Below are 16,274 nucleotides of genomic sequence, written 5' to 3'. Positions count from 1 at the left end.
TAAATAATACAAACATGTCTAATAAAGTTGAAACATTTTTAACAAGCAAAGAAGAGCAAGACATTGTTGAAGCTATTCGTTTAGCCGAATTAAATACATCTGGTGAAATAAGAGTTCATATTGAAAACACTTCTAATGGCGATGCTACAAATCGTGCTTTAGAAGTGTTTCATTATTTAAAAATGGACAATACCAAACTGCAAAACGGCGTGCTTATTTACGTCGCTATAAACGATAAAGCTTTTGTTATTTATGGTGATGAAGGTATAAATAAAGTAGTTCCAAAAAACTTTTGGGATAGCACTAAAGACGTGATGCAATCGCATTTTAAATTGGGTAAATTCAAAGAAGGTATTATTGAGGGCATTCAAAAAGCCGGCGAACAACTCGAATCTTTTTTCCCTTGGGAACATGATGATACCAACGAATTATCTAACGAAATTTCAAAAGGATAGTAAAAAACATGCAGCACTCAGTATTCAGTATTCGGTCGCAGTTTAAGATGAAAAATATTTTTTTTATTGTTTTACTCACTACGCTTTTATGCACTAACTTTTCATTTGCACAATATGAAATCCCTAAAACTCCAGATTTCCAAACTAGTGTTTACGATTACTACAATCTTTTAAGTGCATCACAAAAAAAGAATTTAGAAGATAAACTTGTAAAATATTCCGATACCACTTCTACACAAATTGTAGTGGCTATCATTGCTTCTACCGAAGGTGAAAACATAAACTATTTAGGAGCTAAATGGGGACAAGCTTGGGGAATTGGACAAGAGAAAGAAGATAACGGTGTACTTATTTTATTAGCACGTGATGATAGACGCATCGCCATTAATACAGGTTATGGCGTTGAACACTTGCTAACCGATGCTATGTCTAACAGAATTATTAATCGAGACATTATTCCATACTTTAAAAAAAATGATTATTACGGTGGACTAAACAAAGGTGCCGATGTTATTTTTGAAGTACTAACCGGCGAATACCAAGGCACAAGACAATCGTCGAATCAAGAAGGTATTCCTGCTGGGTTTATTATCATTCTAGTTTTTATTTTTATTATCATTCTCATTTCAATCTCCAAGAATAAACGCGGTGGAGGCGGGAATAACAGCGGAAATCGATCTACAGGTTCAGATATACTCGAAGCTATTATTTTGAGTAATATGGGCCGTGGTAATTACCGAAGAGGATCATCTGGAGGTTTTGGCGGTGGTTTCGGAGGCGGAAGTTCAGGCGGAGGTGGCTTCGGTGGAGGTTTTGGCGGCGGCGGCTTCGGTGGTGGTGGCGCTTCTGGTGGCTGGTAAATTTAGCTCATAAAAAAAAGGAAGAATTAATAATTCCTCCTTTTCATAATTTATTAAAATATTAGAATTTCTTATTAGAATCCTACATTATTGATATAAGCATCTACTTCCATATCGTGACCAACAAAATCGGTAAAGGCTTTGTTTAAATCAACACTATTACCAACAGATAATATATATTTTCTAAAACGCTCTCCATTTTCACGATTCATACCTCCGTGGGCTTTAATCCAATCGTAAGTATTATAATCTAATGTTTTACTCCAAGTATAAGCATAATAACCAGCAGCATAACCACCTCCCCAAATATGAGCAAAATATGGTGTATGATATCTTGGCGGTACTTCTTTTACCAATAATCCATTTTTAGCAAGCGCTTCTTTTTCGAATTCTAAAACCGATTTAAAATCAGCTTCATTCTCTACAGTATGCCACATCATATCGATTACAGATGCTGCTAACAACTCAGTTACATCATAACCTTTATTAAAGGTTTCAGCCTTCATGATTTTATCAATTAAAGCCTGAGGAATAGCTTCTTTTGTTTTGTAATGTATTGCATAATTTTTTAAAACCGCAGGTTCTAAAGCCGCATGCTCATTTATTTGAGAAGGAAATTCAACATAATCTCTAGGTACGCTTGTTCCCGATAAAGACACATATTGTTGATTTGCAAATAAACCGTGCAACGTATGTCCAAACTCATGAAACATAGTTGTTACGTTATCAAAACTAATTAAAGATGGATTTCCTTCTGTAGGTTTTATATAATTAAATACATTTACGATAACTGGCTTTTGTTTTAAATAATGAGACTGACTCACAAAATTATTCATCCAAGCACCTCCGCTTTTAGTATCACGTGTGTAAAAATCTAAATAATAAAGCGCCATGCTTGATCCATCTTTATCAAAAACCTCATAAGTAACGACATCTGGATTATATACAGGTAAATCGTTACGTTTCTTAAACGTTATGCCGTACATGCGCTCTGCAGCATAAAACACACCATTCTCTAAAACTGAATTTAATTCAAAATAAGGTTCTAGTTCTTTTTGATCTAAATCGTATTTTGCCTTTTTAACTTGCTCTGCATAAAAACTCCAATCCCAAGGTTCTAATTTAAAACCACCATTTTGAGCATCAATAATACTTTGAATGTTAGCCGCTTCTTTATTTGCTTTTGCAACGGATGCTTTCCCTAGCTCAGCCAATAAATTTAAAGCACGCTCTGGTGTTTTAGCCATTTGGTTTTGCAAATTCCATTCCGCATAATTCTTCTTACCCATTAATTGAGCCTTTTGCATGCGTAATAAAGCTATATCTTCTATAATTTTTCGGGTATCGGCATCATTATCCTTTTCAGCTCTACTCCAAGAAGCTTCATATAATTTCTTACGTGTTTCTCTATTTTTTAAAACCGCTAATAAAGGCTGTTGTGTAGTATTTGACAAACCTAAAAGATACTTTCCTTCAGCTCCAGCTTCTTCTGCTTTAGCTTTTGCTCTATCAATATCATCTTTACTTAAACCATCTAATTCGATCTCTGTATCGACTAATAAAGCGCCATCTTTACGAGCTTTCAATAACCGACTACTAAACTCGGTACTTAAAATGGACAGCTTTTTATTAATTTCCATCATCTTCTCCTTGTCTGCGCTAGATAGACTAGCACCGGCCATTTCAAACTTCTTCAAGTAATAATCAACCAATTTAAGGTTTTCACCTTGTAGAGTAGAAAGATCTAATGCCTTTATACGATTATAAATTTTTGAATTAAGATAGATTTTATCAGAATGCGCTGAAAATATAGGAGCATACTCTTTTTTTATCTTTTGTAATTCAGGATTAGTATTAGCGCTTGTAAGATTATAAAATACACTTTGTGCCCTACCTAATGTTTCACCACTTAACTCAAGAGCTAAGACTGTGTTTTCAAATGTAGGAGTGGCTGTGTTATTGGTAATAACATCAATTTCAACATCGTGCTGTTTTAAACCTTCTTTAAAAGCAGGAATAAAATCTTCATCTTTTATTTTATCGAATGGAGGTGCTTGATATTGTAATGTACTTTTTTGAACTAAAGGATTATCGATTTCATCCATTTTTTCTTTGGTGTTTGAAGTACATGAAAACAAGACAGCATTAACTAGAACTAAACAAATAGCACTGTTCTTGATAAGGCAATTTTTCATAGTATTAGATTAAATTATTAATATATAAAAATACATAACTTAATCTAAAAACACCATTAAAAAAACAACTTATAATCTACTTTTTACGCATATAAACGCTAATAGGAACTCCTTTAAAATCGAACTTTTCACGAAGTTTATTTTCTAGAAAACGTTTGTAAGGTTCTTTTACGTATTGTGGTAAGTTACAGAAAAATGCAAATTGTGGTTGCGGTGTTGGCAACTGCATGATATATTTGATTTTAACGTATTTTGCTTTGTAAGCGGGTGGCGGGTAATTTTCTATAAGTGGTAAAAACACCTCATTAAGCTTACTTGTTTTAATCTTTTTAGATCTGTTATGATAAACCTCAACGGCTGTTTCAATCGCTTTAAAAATACGCTGTTTAGTTAAGACCGAAATAAAAACTACAGGTACATCCGTAAACGGCTCCATTTGCTGCTTAATAACGCGTTCGTATTCTTTCATAGATTTGTGATCTTTCTCTACTAAATCCCACTTATTTACAAGAATAACGATACCCTTTCTATTTCTTTGTGCTAACCAAAAGATATTTTGTACTTGTCCGTCAAAACCACGAGTAGCATCAAGAACTACTAAACATACATCGGCATGCTCAATAGCACGAACAGATCGCATTACAGAATAAAATTCTAAATCTTCCTTCACTTTAGATTTTCTTCTAATTCCAGCGGTATCCACTAAATTAAATTCAAATCCAAAACGGTTATATTTTGTATCAATAGAATCACGAGTTGTTCCTGCAACATCGGTAACAATGTATCTCTCTTCACCAATTAAGGCGTTTATAAAGGATGATTTTCCTGCATTAGGACGGCCAACTACCGCAAAACGAGGTAATACTTGCTCTTCAACTTCTTCTTTTTCTGGTAATGCTAGAACTAAAGCATCTAATAAATCACCTGTTCCACTACCATTTATACTTGCTATAGTGAAGTATTCACCTAAACCTAAAGAATAAAATTCAACAGCATCCGCAGCACGTTTACCGTTATCCACTTTATTTACAACAAGAAAAACAGGTTTATTTACTTTTCTTAGTAACTCAGCAACATCCTCATCCATTCCTGTAACGCCAGCTTCAACATCTACCATAAAAATAATGGCATCGGCTTCATCTATTGCTAATTCTACTTGTTTATCTATTTCTGCTTCAAAAACATCATCACTACCTAGAACGTATCCACCAGTATCAATTAACGAGAATTCTTTCCCATTCCAATCACTTTTCCCGTAATGACGGTCTCTCGTAACACCACTAACAGCATCGACAATAGCCTCGCGACGTTGTATTAAACGATTAAAAAAAGTTGATTTGCCAACATTTGGTCTTCCTACTATTGCTACTATATTACTCATAATTTTTGTTTTTATGCATTACATATCCTGTAAGCGGCTGCAAAGATAGTGTTTAGTTCGATAGAAATGAGTATTTTACTTTCCTAATGAATTTATTATGAACACACCGCTAAATGAAATTGTACTTAGACCACGATTTAAAATTGAATTACCACAAGCAAATACGGCAGTTTTAAAGAAGTTTGAAGATCACAAAACCTTACAGTCTAATTTTATCGTATCTACAATTGACGATCACGTTTTTATAAAACTCCCCAAAGAGAAACAACATTTTTGGTCTCCTCAATTACATTTAGAGATTAATGAAGTGGGCGAAAACAGCAGTATAGTTCGTGGCTTGTTTGGCCCTAGTCCTGCCGTTTGGACCATGTTTATGTTTTTCCACTTCGCAGTTGCTATGCTATTTATTGTTTTTAGCATTTGGGCATATAGCAATTGGGCATTAAAAACAACTTACCAAGCACAAATTATGGGCCTAGTCCTTTTAACCGGAATATGGTTTACGCTTTACTTTGCTGGTAGAGTAAGTAAGTTTTCTAACCAAAAAGAAATGAACGCTTTATACGTTTTTATGACAGGTGTTTTTAAAGCATAAAAAAAAGCTCTAATTGCTACCAACCAAAGCTTTTAAACTAAACTAACTCAAACTATATCCAAAATGTTCTTTTTTTGAATAGCACAAAGATGCTGTTCAAGTTTAAACTAAACGTTACCTAATTAAAAAGATAACGTTAGTTTTTATTGATTGTAACCAAAACGTTTTAATTGCTTTTGGTTACTTCTCCAATTTTTATTCACTTTTACATATAGTTCTAAGTGAATTTGTTTCCCAAAGAATTTCTCTAAATCTTTTCGAGCCTCTACCCCTACACGTTTTAAAGCAGAACCTTTATGGCCGATTATAATTCCTTTTTGTGTTTCGCGCTCTACCATAATTACAGATCGCATTCTAATAATTTTTTCTTCCTCAAAAAACTCCTCTGTTTCGATTTCTACAGCATAAGGAATTTCTTTTTTATAATGAATAAGGATTTTTTCACGAATAGTTTCGTTTATAAAGAAACGTTCTGGCTTATCCGTTAATTGGTCTTTTGGATAAAAGGCTGGTGATTCTGGTAATAATTCTATTATTCTATGAAACACTTCTTTTACCTGAAACCCTTGCAATGCTGAAATTGGAATAATTTCTGCACTTGGCACTTTCTCTGCCCAAAGTTGTACTTGAGTTTCTAGTTGTTCTTGATCTGATATATCAATCTTATTTAAAAGTAATAACACAGGAATTTTAGAAGATTTTATTTTATTGAAAAACGCTTCATCCTTTAAGGCTTGCTCTCCAATTTCCACCATATAAATTAATACATCTGCATCTTCAAAGGCCGATTTCACAAAACCCATCATAGATTCTTGCAACTCATAAGCCGGCTTAATAATTCCTGGCGTATCACTTAATACCACCTGAAAATCTTCGCCATTTACAATACCTAAAATTCTATGGCGCGTAGTCTGTGCCTTAGAAGTAATAATAGATAATTTTTCACCAATAAAGGCATTCATTAGTGTCGATTTTCCAACGTTTGGATTCCCGATAATATTTACAAAACCTGCTTTATGGTTCATAATCTTCAATTTATTAAGCTGCAAAGTTACAACCTTTATTTTTTTGAATTTACTAAAACAAAAAAGACTGTCATTTTCAGACAGTCTTTTCTATATATTTAAACGTTTCAACTTAATTATTGTTTGAGAAACTCTACACAACAAACGAAACGATTGAATTTTAAATTACTTAACAATTTCTAATAATTCAACATCGAATACTAAAACATCGAAAGGTTTAATTTTTCCACCTCTTGGTGTTGCACCATAACCTAATTCTTGTGGTACAAAGAATTTATATTTAGAACCTACATTCATTAACTGTAAACCTTCTGTCCAACCTGGAATAACTTGAGTTACACCAAAAGTAGCCGGAGTTCCACGATCTACAGAACTATCAAAAATAGTTCCATCGGTTAACGTACCATGGTAATGTACTTTTACTTGAGAAGCTGTTGTTGGCTTTTCACCTGTTCCTTCTTCTTCAACAATATATTGTAATCCGCTTGCTGTTACTTGAACACCATCTTTAGATTTATTTTCTTCTAAAAACTTTTCACCAGCTAATTTAACTTCACCAAACTCAGCTTCTGCTTTTTTTGCTGCTTCTTCTTTTTGTTTAGCTACGTCTGCTTGTTGCTTTTTTTGAAAATAAGATTGTACTACTTTTTGAGCATCTGCTTGCTCTATTAAAACATCTGTAGAATCAATAGCGTTCATAAACCCTTGAATAAACAATTCGTTATCAAATTCTGTAAAGCTAGTTTTTACATTTCTAGCAACATCCATACCGATAGCGTAGCTTACTGAGTCTAATTCTGTTTTTATAGGCTTTTTTGTAACTCCTGTATTATTACAAGATGCCATTAATGCTGTAAGAGCAACCAGGCTTAAAACTTTAATTGTTTTCATTTTTTTGTGTTAAATTAATTTCGAGCCAAATGTAACAAAATTATAATAGGTATAAAATAGGTTTATGTTCTATTTAACAAAAAACATTAAGCAATTAAGTACATTTCACTATTAGAAACCAACCTAAAATAGCAGAAAGAACGAATAAGCATAAACCAATTTATTAATTATATTTGATTATCCTAGACCTTTTTAATTTTTAGAACATGAGCCCAATCAATAAATATTTTATTTTTATATCTATTCTAATCATGGGGTCTAGTTGTAAATCTGCCAGAATTACAAAACAAATAAACAGAGATTTAGAAACCAATTTTTACAATAATCAATTTACTGGTTTTTTAGTTTATAACCCCAAAATGAAAGACACCATCTATCAACATAATGCACAGAAATATTTTACACCTGCCAGTAACACTAAAATCTTCACGTTATACACGGCATTACAAATGCTACCCGATAGTATTCCCGCATTAAAATACAACGTTAAAAACGATACCTTAACCATAGTTGGCACAGGTAATCCAACTTTCCTACATACTTATTTTAAGGATAGCACAGCTTTAAACTTAACCAAGAAGTATAAAATAGTTAACATTATAGAAAACAATTTAGCAGACGAAAAGTTTGGTCCTGGCTGGGCTTGGGAAGATTACGACACTTATTTTAATCCCGAACGAAGCGCCTTTCCCGTTTACGGCAATGTCGTTACAATTAGTAATTTAGATAGCTTAATTTGTACACCAAGCATATTCAAAAAAAATATTAGTGATACAATTAGCAAACATAAAAGAAGCTATAATGAAAACATATTTTATTACAACCCAAAACATACCGATTCCGTTGAAATCCCATTGGTTTTAAATCGATTTACATCGGAAGAAATATGGAAAGACTTACTCCCAACTGTTAATTTTACAACTAAAATCCCGTCCCATTTGGAAACCGTTTATAGTATCCCTTCGGATACATTGTATAAACGAATGATGCATGTAAGCGATAATTTTTTAGCTGAACAAATGCTCATTATGGCATCTTCAACTTTATCGGATACATTAAGCTCTAAAAACGCGAGAGAATTTATTCTTGAGAACCATTTAAAAACATTAACCGAAAAACCCCGTTGGGTTGATGGGTCGGGCTTAAGCCGATACAATCTGTTTTCTCCAAAATCTTTTGTAGATGTTCTTTCCAAACTATACGACAGTATTCCAAAAGCGCGCTTATTTAATTTATTTCCTGCTGGCGGAACATCTGGAACATTAAAAAAATGGTACGCTGGCACAAACCAACCATATATTTATGCAAAATCGGGAACGTTAGGAAATAACTATTCTTTAAGTGGCTATCTAATTACCAACACTGGAGAAACTCTAATTTTTAGTTTTATGAATAACCATTACACCAAACCAACTACTGAAGTAAAACAAAACATGCAAACCATTTTCGAATACTTAAGAAACACGTATTAATATATTCGAAAACCTTATAAAACAGAAAAGCCTGCTTAAAAGCAGGCTTTTCAAATTAAAGTGGGGAGAGTAGGATTCGAACCTACGAAGACGTAGTCAGCAGATTTACAGTCTGCCCTCGTTGGCCGCTTGAGTATCTCCCCAAAACTGACCGCAAATATATTATTGTTTATTAATTCTACAAACAAAAATCAAATCTTTTTTATAATTCGTATCGAATTCTAAAAGTTAGAAAACGAGGTTGTATATAATATTCGGTTGCACTTACCGATATAGTGCTAACACTACTCTGGTTTTGCGACCTGGTATTTAACAAGTTACTCGCTTTAATTTCATATTCCCATTTGCTGTTCTCATCTTTTCTATACGCTAAAGAAGCATCCCAAAATTCATAAGAATTTATTGTTTTTTCTTCATCTGAAAAATTATTATAAGTATAATCGGTCTTAAAAGTGAAGCTTTTTAAAATTAAAGCATCAAATTTTACCGATGGAGCCTTGGTATAAAACTTTGTTCTCTGTGTACCTTGATCGTTATCTTGGATACTGTAACGATAGCCAAACTCAAAATTTGGAGCCTCTCTAAAATTAGTTCTCAATTCCCCTCTATAACTTTGCGTGTAATTTTCGTTAGTAAAAGGCAAATTATTTACCAACTGGTTGTACTTTGTATAACTTAAATTCCCTGTACCTGTAGCTCTAAATTTCCCTATCGTTTTTTGAACACGTGCATTAATACTAGCACTTTCATCTGCTAAATTAGAATTATACGGCGAACTTACATTTATTACACTTCCTGCTGGTAATTCCGAACTCGTTCTAATACGATCTATCGTTTTACTATAATTTAATCTGGCCGAAACATTGGTGTAGTTAAACATATTAAAACTGAAATAAGATAGATTTAAATTATGAGATAAGGCACTTTCTAATTCCTGAAAACCAGAAAACACAGAACTATAATTATTTAAAACCAAACCTCTTGCTAATTGATTAACATCGGTAAAATCGGTTTCCATACTATAATTGAATATAATTTTTTCGCTCTTTTTTAACTGAATCAACGTATTGAAATCTGGTAGAAGGCGGAAAAAATTATCGGTATAATTCACATTAAATTGATCATTTTTCGCACTATAAGCATGCGCCGAAAAACCAGGAGTAAAAGTGAAAATTCCAGATTTTAAACGGTAATGCACACCTAAATACACATCGGAAAAGGTATAAGCAATATCATTTACATCTAAACCATCGTTAATAGTTGGAGCTGAATCAAAATTGGAATTATCATCTAAAGTTTGAAATATATTCGAATCGAAATCTTGCTTACTATAAATGGTTCCTAAAGTAAAATTAATATCACTTTTTTGATTTAGAATATTCCAATAATCAACTTTAGCATCCATTTGATTAGATTTTACACGCTTATCCTGATTGATATCATATTGAACCTGATCTCTATCAAACCCTAAATTACTCGCTATATCATCATAAGCATCGCTAGGATTAAGCGGATCGTTTAAACCATTATCATTATTAGTTGGGTCGTTTTCTAAAATAGCATTGTAAAAAGGATCTTCATCTTGCCATAAATGCTGCGCCTCTAAGGCAAAAATATTTTTTGAATCTAAAGTATAATAATAATTTAAATTTTGATTGATACTAAATGGTGAAGAACTTTCTAGCTCACTAACATCACCAACCTGAGAAGATAATACAAATTGATCTTGCGACTCTTTAGAAGTTCTAGCAAGTATATCATAATCTAACTGGTTACTTCCGTTTGGTTTATATTTAGCACTAAACTTCAACATACCCATATCGCTACGCTGGCGCGTATTGCTTTCCTTATTTTCATCTCGAGAAGGATCATCTAAAAACTGTACATCACTAATTTCAGTTAAATCTGTACGGTTACTTAATAGAATAGCAAAACCACTTAAATCCAATTTTTTATTAGGTGAATAGCTAAAGTTAGCCGCACCAAACTTTGTGGTTATACTTTTTGCTTTATCATTCTGTAGTGATAAGAATCCTAAATTATTACTTCCCAAGTCAATATTAGTACCACTACTTCTGCTTGGTGATCTAAAACCGCCAGTAAAATTGAAATAATCACGACGCGTAAAAGCTATTTCGCCAATATTATTTAAATCGCCTATAACATTAATACTGTAATCTGGACTGTAATAAAACAATTTTGGCTGCACAACATACAAAGCATCTTTATCGGATGTTCCCCCTCCTGCGGTAACATTTCCAAACCAGAAATTCTTTTTCCCTTCTTTTAACTTTATGTTTATAGCAATATTATCTTGGTTGTTGGTAACTCCACTTAATTGCCCAACTTCGGCATAATTTTTAAGCACCTCAACTTTATCAATAGCATTTGCTGGAATATTCTGAGTTGCTAATTTAGAGTCGCCGTCAAAAAACTCCTTGCCCTCTACCATAACTTTACCAACCTTAACGCCTTCTACCTCAATTTCGCCATCATCATTAATTTCAACACCTGGTAGCTTATCTAAAATATCTCCTAATTTTCTTTCGGTTCCCGATTTAAAAGAATCGGCATTATACACAATAGTATCGCCTTTAACGGTTACAGGCATTTCATAAACCAATTCAACTTCATCTAAAGCATTATCTTCAACCAATATAAAGTTTTGAGTAACTGCAACATCGGTAGTAACAACTTCAGCCTGTCCAGTTTTCATACCTATATAACTCACCTGTATATTGTACTTAGAATTTTTTTCTACAGAAAGTTTAAAACGACCATCAGGGTTTGTTATGCCATAAGCATCTAGTTTCTGGGTTTCTTGGTTTATAGCAATTACATTCGCCAACTCCAACGGCATACCAATACTATCTTTTACAACACCTTCCAGTTTCACTTGGGCAAAGGCTGAGCTCGCCGCTAACAGCAGCATAAAGCATATTATATTTTTCACAGGATAATTTTTCTATTAATTAAAGAATAAACAAGACAACTTAAACTAGCGTCTTCCGCCTCCACCACCTCCGCGGTTACCTTGACCTCTTGAAGCTCTCATTTCCGCCATTTTTTTCTTTACAATAGCATCATATTCACTTTGTGTAACTTCTTTTCCTTTAGAAGGTACTTTCATTTCATCTTTTTCCGAAGGGTTTAAAACAATTTTAGAACATAAAATAGTTGTTTTATCAGCACTAATTTCTAAAATTAATCCTGGTAATCCCCAATATGTATCTGGACCTTGATTTACTGGTATTTGTGGCGTATACCAAGCAGTTACCTCTATTTCTCTTGGCTTATCATCCTTTTTGTTCTCAGTGTCTTCATCAGCCTTACCTTCTGGTGGTCGTTTTCCTAAATCACTAAAATCGAATCCTTCTAATGGTTTTACTACTGTTGCCTTAAAACAGGTGTATTGTCCAATGGTTTTAGTTTCCGAACCTAATTCCCATTTTAATTCTCGTAAACTATCTTTTATTAAAAATTGCTTACCAAAAAACTCTTGTTCTTGTAAAAGCTCTTTATTTCGTACGTTTTTATATTGATTGCCTCCTGTAGAGATCATTGCTCCAAATCTAAAACCTCGTCCTCCTTGCCCTGGAGCTTCTAAAGCTTCTTCTTCTTTATATAAAGATTCCGATTGATTAAAAGTTAGAATAAATGTTTTTTCTAACATACTTTTCATTCTGCCTGCAATTTCTTTTTTACGCTCCTCACTTAAATTTCCACCACCAAAATTACTCATATCTACGGTAGTCTTAGATTCGTAGTAAGCTTTACCTTGAAAATCTTTTTGAGCAAAAGAGATTACGGTAACCAAAAGCAATACCGCTGTTATTATAGGTTTTAAAGTATTAAATTTCATTCTATAGATATTTTATTAGTTATTAAAATTAATCTTTAATTTTAAATTAGACTCCTTTCGTTATACTAAGTTTAATTACGAAACGTTAAAATATTCTTAAAAAAATTGATTCAATTTTTGTATTTTTCCAATCCAATGAAGCACGGCACAATTATCCTTTTCCTATTTACACTTTCAATGTTCTCTCAAGAAGCTATTGAAACTACTTTAATAAAAAAAACACCATTACATGCAGAAACCCTTGTTTCGGTTAATAATTTCGGCACCGCTTTTTATATCAATAACAATGTTTTTTACAAAAAACAGAACGATATAATCCTAAATTACAACAACTTACAATTGGGTTATTTGGTTAGCGCAAATACATTTAACCCATTAAAAATCAACCTGTTTTATAAAGATTTTAATACAATAATAATTCTAGACAACCGGCTAGCCGAGATTTTTAGAACAGATTTCAACACCATCAAAAACTATAAAAACGTATCATATATTTCCACAGGAAATGATAACACCGTTTGGATTTTTAACCAAAACAACCAAAAATTAGAACTATTCGATTACAAACTAAACAGCTCTCGAGCGCAAACACAACCCATACAAAGTGATGTTTTGGACTTAAAAAGCAACTATAATTACTGCTGGTTACTCACTAAAAACCACCTATATACATACAACTATTTTGGAAGTCTAATAAAGAAAATAGATAACGACGGCTACACAACTATAGCCGTAAACAACGAAAACTTGGTGCTAAAAAAAGATAACACCCTTTTTTATCTCAATAAAAACGACGAACAGCCTATACCCATTAGTCTGCCAAATTTAATAATAAATCAGTTTTTTGTAATCAATGAAACCTTGTATATTTACAGCCAGAAAACTTTACAAGAATTCCATTTAAAAATAAATTAACACTATGCATATTGCTATTGCCGGAAATATAGGTGCTGGAAAAACCACTCTCACAAAACTACTAGCTAAACATTATAATTGGGAAGCACAGTTAGAAGATGTGGTAGATAACCCTTACCTAGACGACTTTTACAACCAAATGGAACGCTGGAGTTTTAACCTGCAAGTGTATTTTTTAAATAGTCGTTTTCGTCAAGTTTTACAAATTCGCGAAAGCGGAAAAGCCATTATACAAGACCGTACCATTTATGAGGATGCACATATTTTTGCGCCCAACTTACATGCTATGGGACTTATGACAAATCGTGATTTCGAGAATTACAAATCACTTTTCGAGCTCATGGAATCTCTTGTACAGGGTCCAGATATTCTAATTTACCTACGTAGCACTATCCCTAATTTAGTATCGCAAATACAAAAACGTGGTCGCGATTACGAAAACTCTATAAGTATCGATTATTTAAGCCGATTAAACGAGCGTTACGAAGCTTGGATACATGGTTATGATAAAGGCAAACTTTTAATTATAGATGTAGATCACTTAGATTTTGTTGACAATCCTGAAGATTTAGGAACTGTTATAAATACTATTGATGCCGAAATAAACGGGCTGTTTTAAAAACCTGTTTTGGGCGCCACCACAAGGGTCGGGCTTTCACTACTCGCTCCCTCCTTTGGTCGGGGAGCTCAAACATGCCGTTCAATCCCTAACGCATTCTTCTGCTAAATTCCTTATTAAAAGCTACAATTATTAATTACTTGCTTAATTTAGTGAGTGATAAAACTGGTGTATCTATTATTTTTATAAATTAGAATACTATACGTAATTGACTTTAAAATGATAAAAAAACGAAAAGAAACATACAAATTAAATTTATCAGATAAGTCGATTACATCCATTACAGAAGACATTCTTAAATACCCCAATCTAAAAGAGCTAGATTTAAGAAATAACCATATTACCGAAATACCAGAATTCTTAACACGTTTAAAATATTTAGAAGTATTACTTCTTCGGAATAATAAAATTATTGTAGCTCCTGAATTATTATTGAAATTTAGAGCATTACGCATTTTAACTTTATCTGAAAATAAAATAACAAAAATTCCAGAAAGCTATAGCACTTTAACTCAACTCGAAAAGTTCGACATAGGCTCTAACCCACTAACTGAATTTCCAGAATGGTTATGGCGTTTATACAAGCTAAAAGATTTAGGCATATACGATCTTAACTTAGAACATCTACCACAATCGGTAACAAAAATAAGTAGCCTAGAAACCCTATCACTCGATGGAAATAACCTAACAACTCTACCCGATTCTATAGAAAACTTAAGGCAACTTAAATGGTTATGGGCAGAAGGCAATTGTTTTGAAAAGCTACCCGAAAGTTTTGGTAATTTACGATCGTTAAAGATTTTTAATTTATCAGTAAATAAAATAAAAAATCTCCCAGAATCTGTTGCAAACCTGCGAAACCTCGAAGCCATTCATATCGGAGAAAATAAGCTTCAAGCATTACCAAAAAACATTGGTAATCTAAAAAAACTAACAACTCTAGATGTAAGCCACAACCAATTAAAAGAATTACCAGTTTCATTTAGTAATTTAATTTTAAGCACCTTAGATTTTTGGGTAGAGGGAAATCAATTTAACGACGAAACTATTGCGCGAATAAAAAAACTAATTCCTGATATAGACGAGTCTGATTTTGAGCCGATCGAAACTAAAAAAGAAGACTCTTTAGACACAAAGATAAATCAACCAGAGCACATAAAGCAAGTCGAAAACAACGATGCAAAAACAGAAACTATAGACTCCAATAGCTACAACTGGTTTCAGTTTAAAATCTATTCTATTCTTATTCTAGTACTCGCTGCACCCTTCCTTTTGTCCATTATTTTTAAAAAGCAAGATCCCATTGCAAAAGCAATAGAAAAAGCAAATAACGATTACAGTAAGGTATACAATCTTTATCAAGAAAATGAAAACAAAATATTAAAAGAAACAGAATATCTTTATGTTTTCACTAACGATACTAATAATTTAAAAGCTACTATACGCCCAAATATTGATTATTACGTGAACGAGTATGCGATGTCTTACCAAAACCTGCAATGGAGAGCAGATGAACTAAACGATTTTCTTCAAAATAAAAGCAAAGGTTATGATATCTTGCTGAATAACAATAGAGTTCGCTTTTACCAAGGAAAATTATTCGATTCGATAATTCCCGAGAAAGCTCCAAAAAAATATAAACTAGTTGTAGATTATAAACTTACTCAACAGGAACTCGATGCGAAAAAAAGAGCAGAGAAGAAACGTAAATATAGGCTTTATAGCAAAGATAAAGACTCACTACACGATACATATGGCATTGTAATTACAACCGAAGAACTTAAGAACAAAACACTCGAATCGAGCTTAAAAAAGCTACTTATGCCAAAAATAGATTTAGAAAATAAAAATTTATTTTTCTATTTCTCTCCATATGATGGTAGTTTAACAAAACAAGAGTTTATAGCTGCCATAGAAGATTTTAAAATTATGTTTTTAAAAGACAAAAAATTAAACAAAAATTTCACTATTAAAAAACTGAAAATTGAAAAAACAGAATAACTA

General features: G+C 32.7%; 13 protein-coding genes and 1 tRNA gene. 7 read left to right on the top strand and 7 right to left on the bottom strand.

Annotation, left to right across the window (positions count from 1 at the left end; translation table 11 throughout):
- The first annotated feature begins 14 nt into the window (after positions 1-14).
- Together M4I23_RS04450 and M4I23_RS04445 are read left to right on the top strand one after the other, a co-directional pair.
- Positions 15-455 (top strand): TPM domain-containing protein, encoded by a 441-nt coding sequence (locus M4I23_RS04450; RefSeq protein ID WP_249753568.1) that lies wholly within the window; start codon positions 15-17, stop codon positions 453-455.
- A 47-nt stretch (positions 456-502) separates the two neighbouring features.
- Entirely contained in the window at positions 503-1,315 is an 813-nt protein-coding gene (locus M4I23_RS04445; RefSeq protein ID WP_249753567.1) for a YgcG family protein, read from the top strand.
- Positions 1,316-1,389: 74 nt separating this feature from the next.
- Here M4I23_RS04445 and M4I23_RS04440 read toward each other — a convergent pair whose 3' ends face one another.
- Positions 1,390-3,510: a M3 family metallopeptidase gene (locus M4I23_RS04440; protein ID WP_249753566.1), complete on the bottom strand. Its 2,121-nt coding sequence runs from the start codon at positions 3,508-3,510 to the stop codon at positions 1,390-1,392.
- Positions 3,511-3,586: 76 nt separating this feature from the next.
- Complete coding sequence (gene der, locus M4I23_RS04435) at positions 3,587-4,891, bottom strand: ribosome biogenesis GTPase Der (RefSeq protein ID WP_158847269.1); 1,305 nt, start codon at positions 4,889-4,891, stop codon at positions 3,587-3,589.
- Positions 4,892-4,988: 97 nt separating this feature from the next.
- Here der and M4I23_RS04430 point away from each other — a divergent pair, with 97 nt between their 5' ends.
- Positions 4,989-5,486, top strand: coding sequence for a GTP-binding protein (locus M4I23_RS04430; protein ID WP_158847268.1), 498 nt, complete (start codon positions 4,989-4,991; stop codon positions 5,484-5,486).
- 143 nt (positions 5,487-5,629) lie between these two features.
- Here M4I23_RS04430 and era read toward each other — a convergent pair whose 3' ends face one another.
- Positions 5,630-6,511 carry a GTPase Era gene (era, locus tag M4I23_RS04425; RefSeq protein ID WP_158847266.1) on the bottom strand — a complete coding sequence of 294 codons (882 nt, stop codon included), beginning with the start codon at positions 6,509-6,511 and terminating at the stop codon, positions 5,630-5,632.
- Between the two features lie 165 nt (positions 6,512-6,676).
- The gene (locus M4I23_RS04420; RefSeq protein WP_249753565.1) at positions 6,677-7,402 is read right to left on the bottom strand and encodes an FKBP-type peptidyl-prolyl cis-trans isomerase; all 726 of its coding nucleotides are present in this window, start codon (positions 7,400-7,402) and stop codon (positions 6,677-6,679) included.
- A 206-nt stretch (positions 7,403-7,608) separates the two neighbouring features.
- On the opposite strand from M4I23_RS04420, the gene M4I23_RS04415 reads away from it, so the two are divergent.
- Positions 7,609-8,874 (top strand): D-alanyl-D-alanine carboxypeptidase, encoded by a 1,266-nt coding sequence (locus M4I23_RS04415; RefSeq protein ID WP_249753564.1) that lies wholly within the window; start codon positions 7,609-7,611, stop codon positions 8,872-8,874.
- 61 nt (positions 8,875-8,935) lie between these two features.
- Here M4I23_RS04415 and M4I23_RS04410 read toward each other — a convergent pair.
- The 3 genes from M4I23_RS04410 to M4I23_RS04400 all read right to left on the bottom strand — a co-directional run bounded on the left by M4I23_RS04410 (position 8,936) and on the right by M4I23_RS04400 (position 12,736).
- Positions 8,936-9,017 (bottom strand) — tRNA-Tyr (locus tag M4I23_RS04410).
- Positions 9,018-9,076: 59 nt separating this feature from the next.
- The gene (locus M4I23_RS04405; protein WP_249753563.1) at positions 9,077-11,827 is read right to left on the bottom strand and encodes a carboxypeptidase regulatory-like domain-containing protein; all 2,751 of its coding nucleotides are present in this window, start codon (positions 11,825-11,827) and stop codon (positions 9,077-9,079) included.
- Between the two features lie 45 nt (positions 11,828-11,872).
- Positions 11,873-12,736 (bottom strand): GLPGLI family protein, encoded by an 864-nt coding sequence (locus M4I23_RS04400; RefSeq protein WP_158847258.1) that lies wholly within the window; start codon positions 12,734-12,736, stop codon positions 11,873-11,875.
- A 135-nt stretch (positions 12,737-12,871) separates the two neighbouring features.
- Here M4I23_RS04400 and M4I23_RS04395 point away from each other — a divergent pair, with 135 nt between their 5' ends.
- From M4I23_RS04395 to M4I23_RS04385, 3 genes are all read left to right on the top strand, one after another.
- Positions 12,872-13,651 carry a hypothetical protein gene (locus M4I23_RS04395; protein WP_249753562.1) on the top strand — a complete coding sequence of 260 codons (780 nt, stop codon included), beginning with the start codon at positions 12,872-12,874 and terminating at the stop codon, positions 13,649-13,651.
- A 4-nt stretch (positions 13,652-13,655) separates the two neighbouring features.
- Positions 13,656-14,270 carry a deoxynucleoside kinase gene (locus M4I23_RS04390; RefSeq protein WP_158847254.1) on the top strand — a complete coding sequence of 205 codons (615 nt, stop codon included), beginning with the start codon at positions 13,656-13,658 and terminating at the stop codon, positions 14,268-14,270.
- 219 nt (positions 14,271-14,489) lie between these two features.
- Positions 14,490-16,271, top strand: a complete 1,782-nt coding sequence (locus M4I23_RS04385) for a leucine-rich repeat domain-containing protein (RefSeq protein WP_249753561.1) — start codon at positions 14,490-14,492, stop codon at positions 16,269-16,271.
- Positions 16,272-16,274 lie beyond the last annotated feature (3 nt).

Origin of the sequence: Algibacter sp. L4_22 (assembly GCF_023473045.1) — a bacterium.
Lineage (GTDB): Bacteria > Bacteroidota > Bacteroidia > Flavobacteriales > Flavobacteriaceae > Algibacter.
Note: the sequence above shows the minus strand (reverse complement) of the source record. Positions and strands in the feature narration are given on the sequence as shown.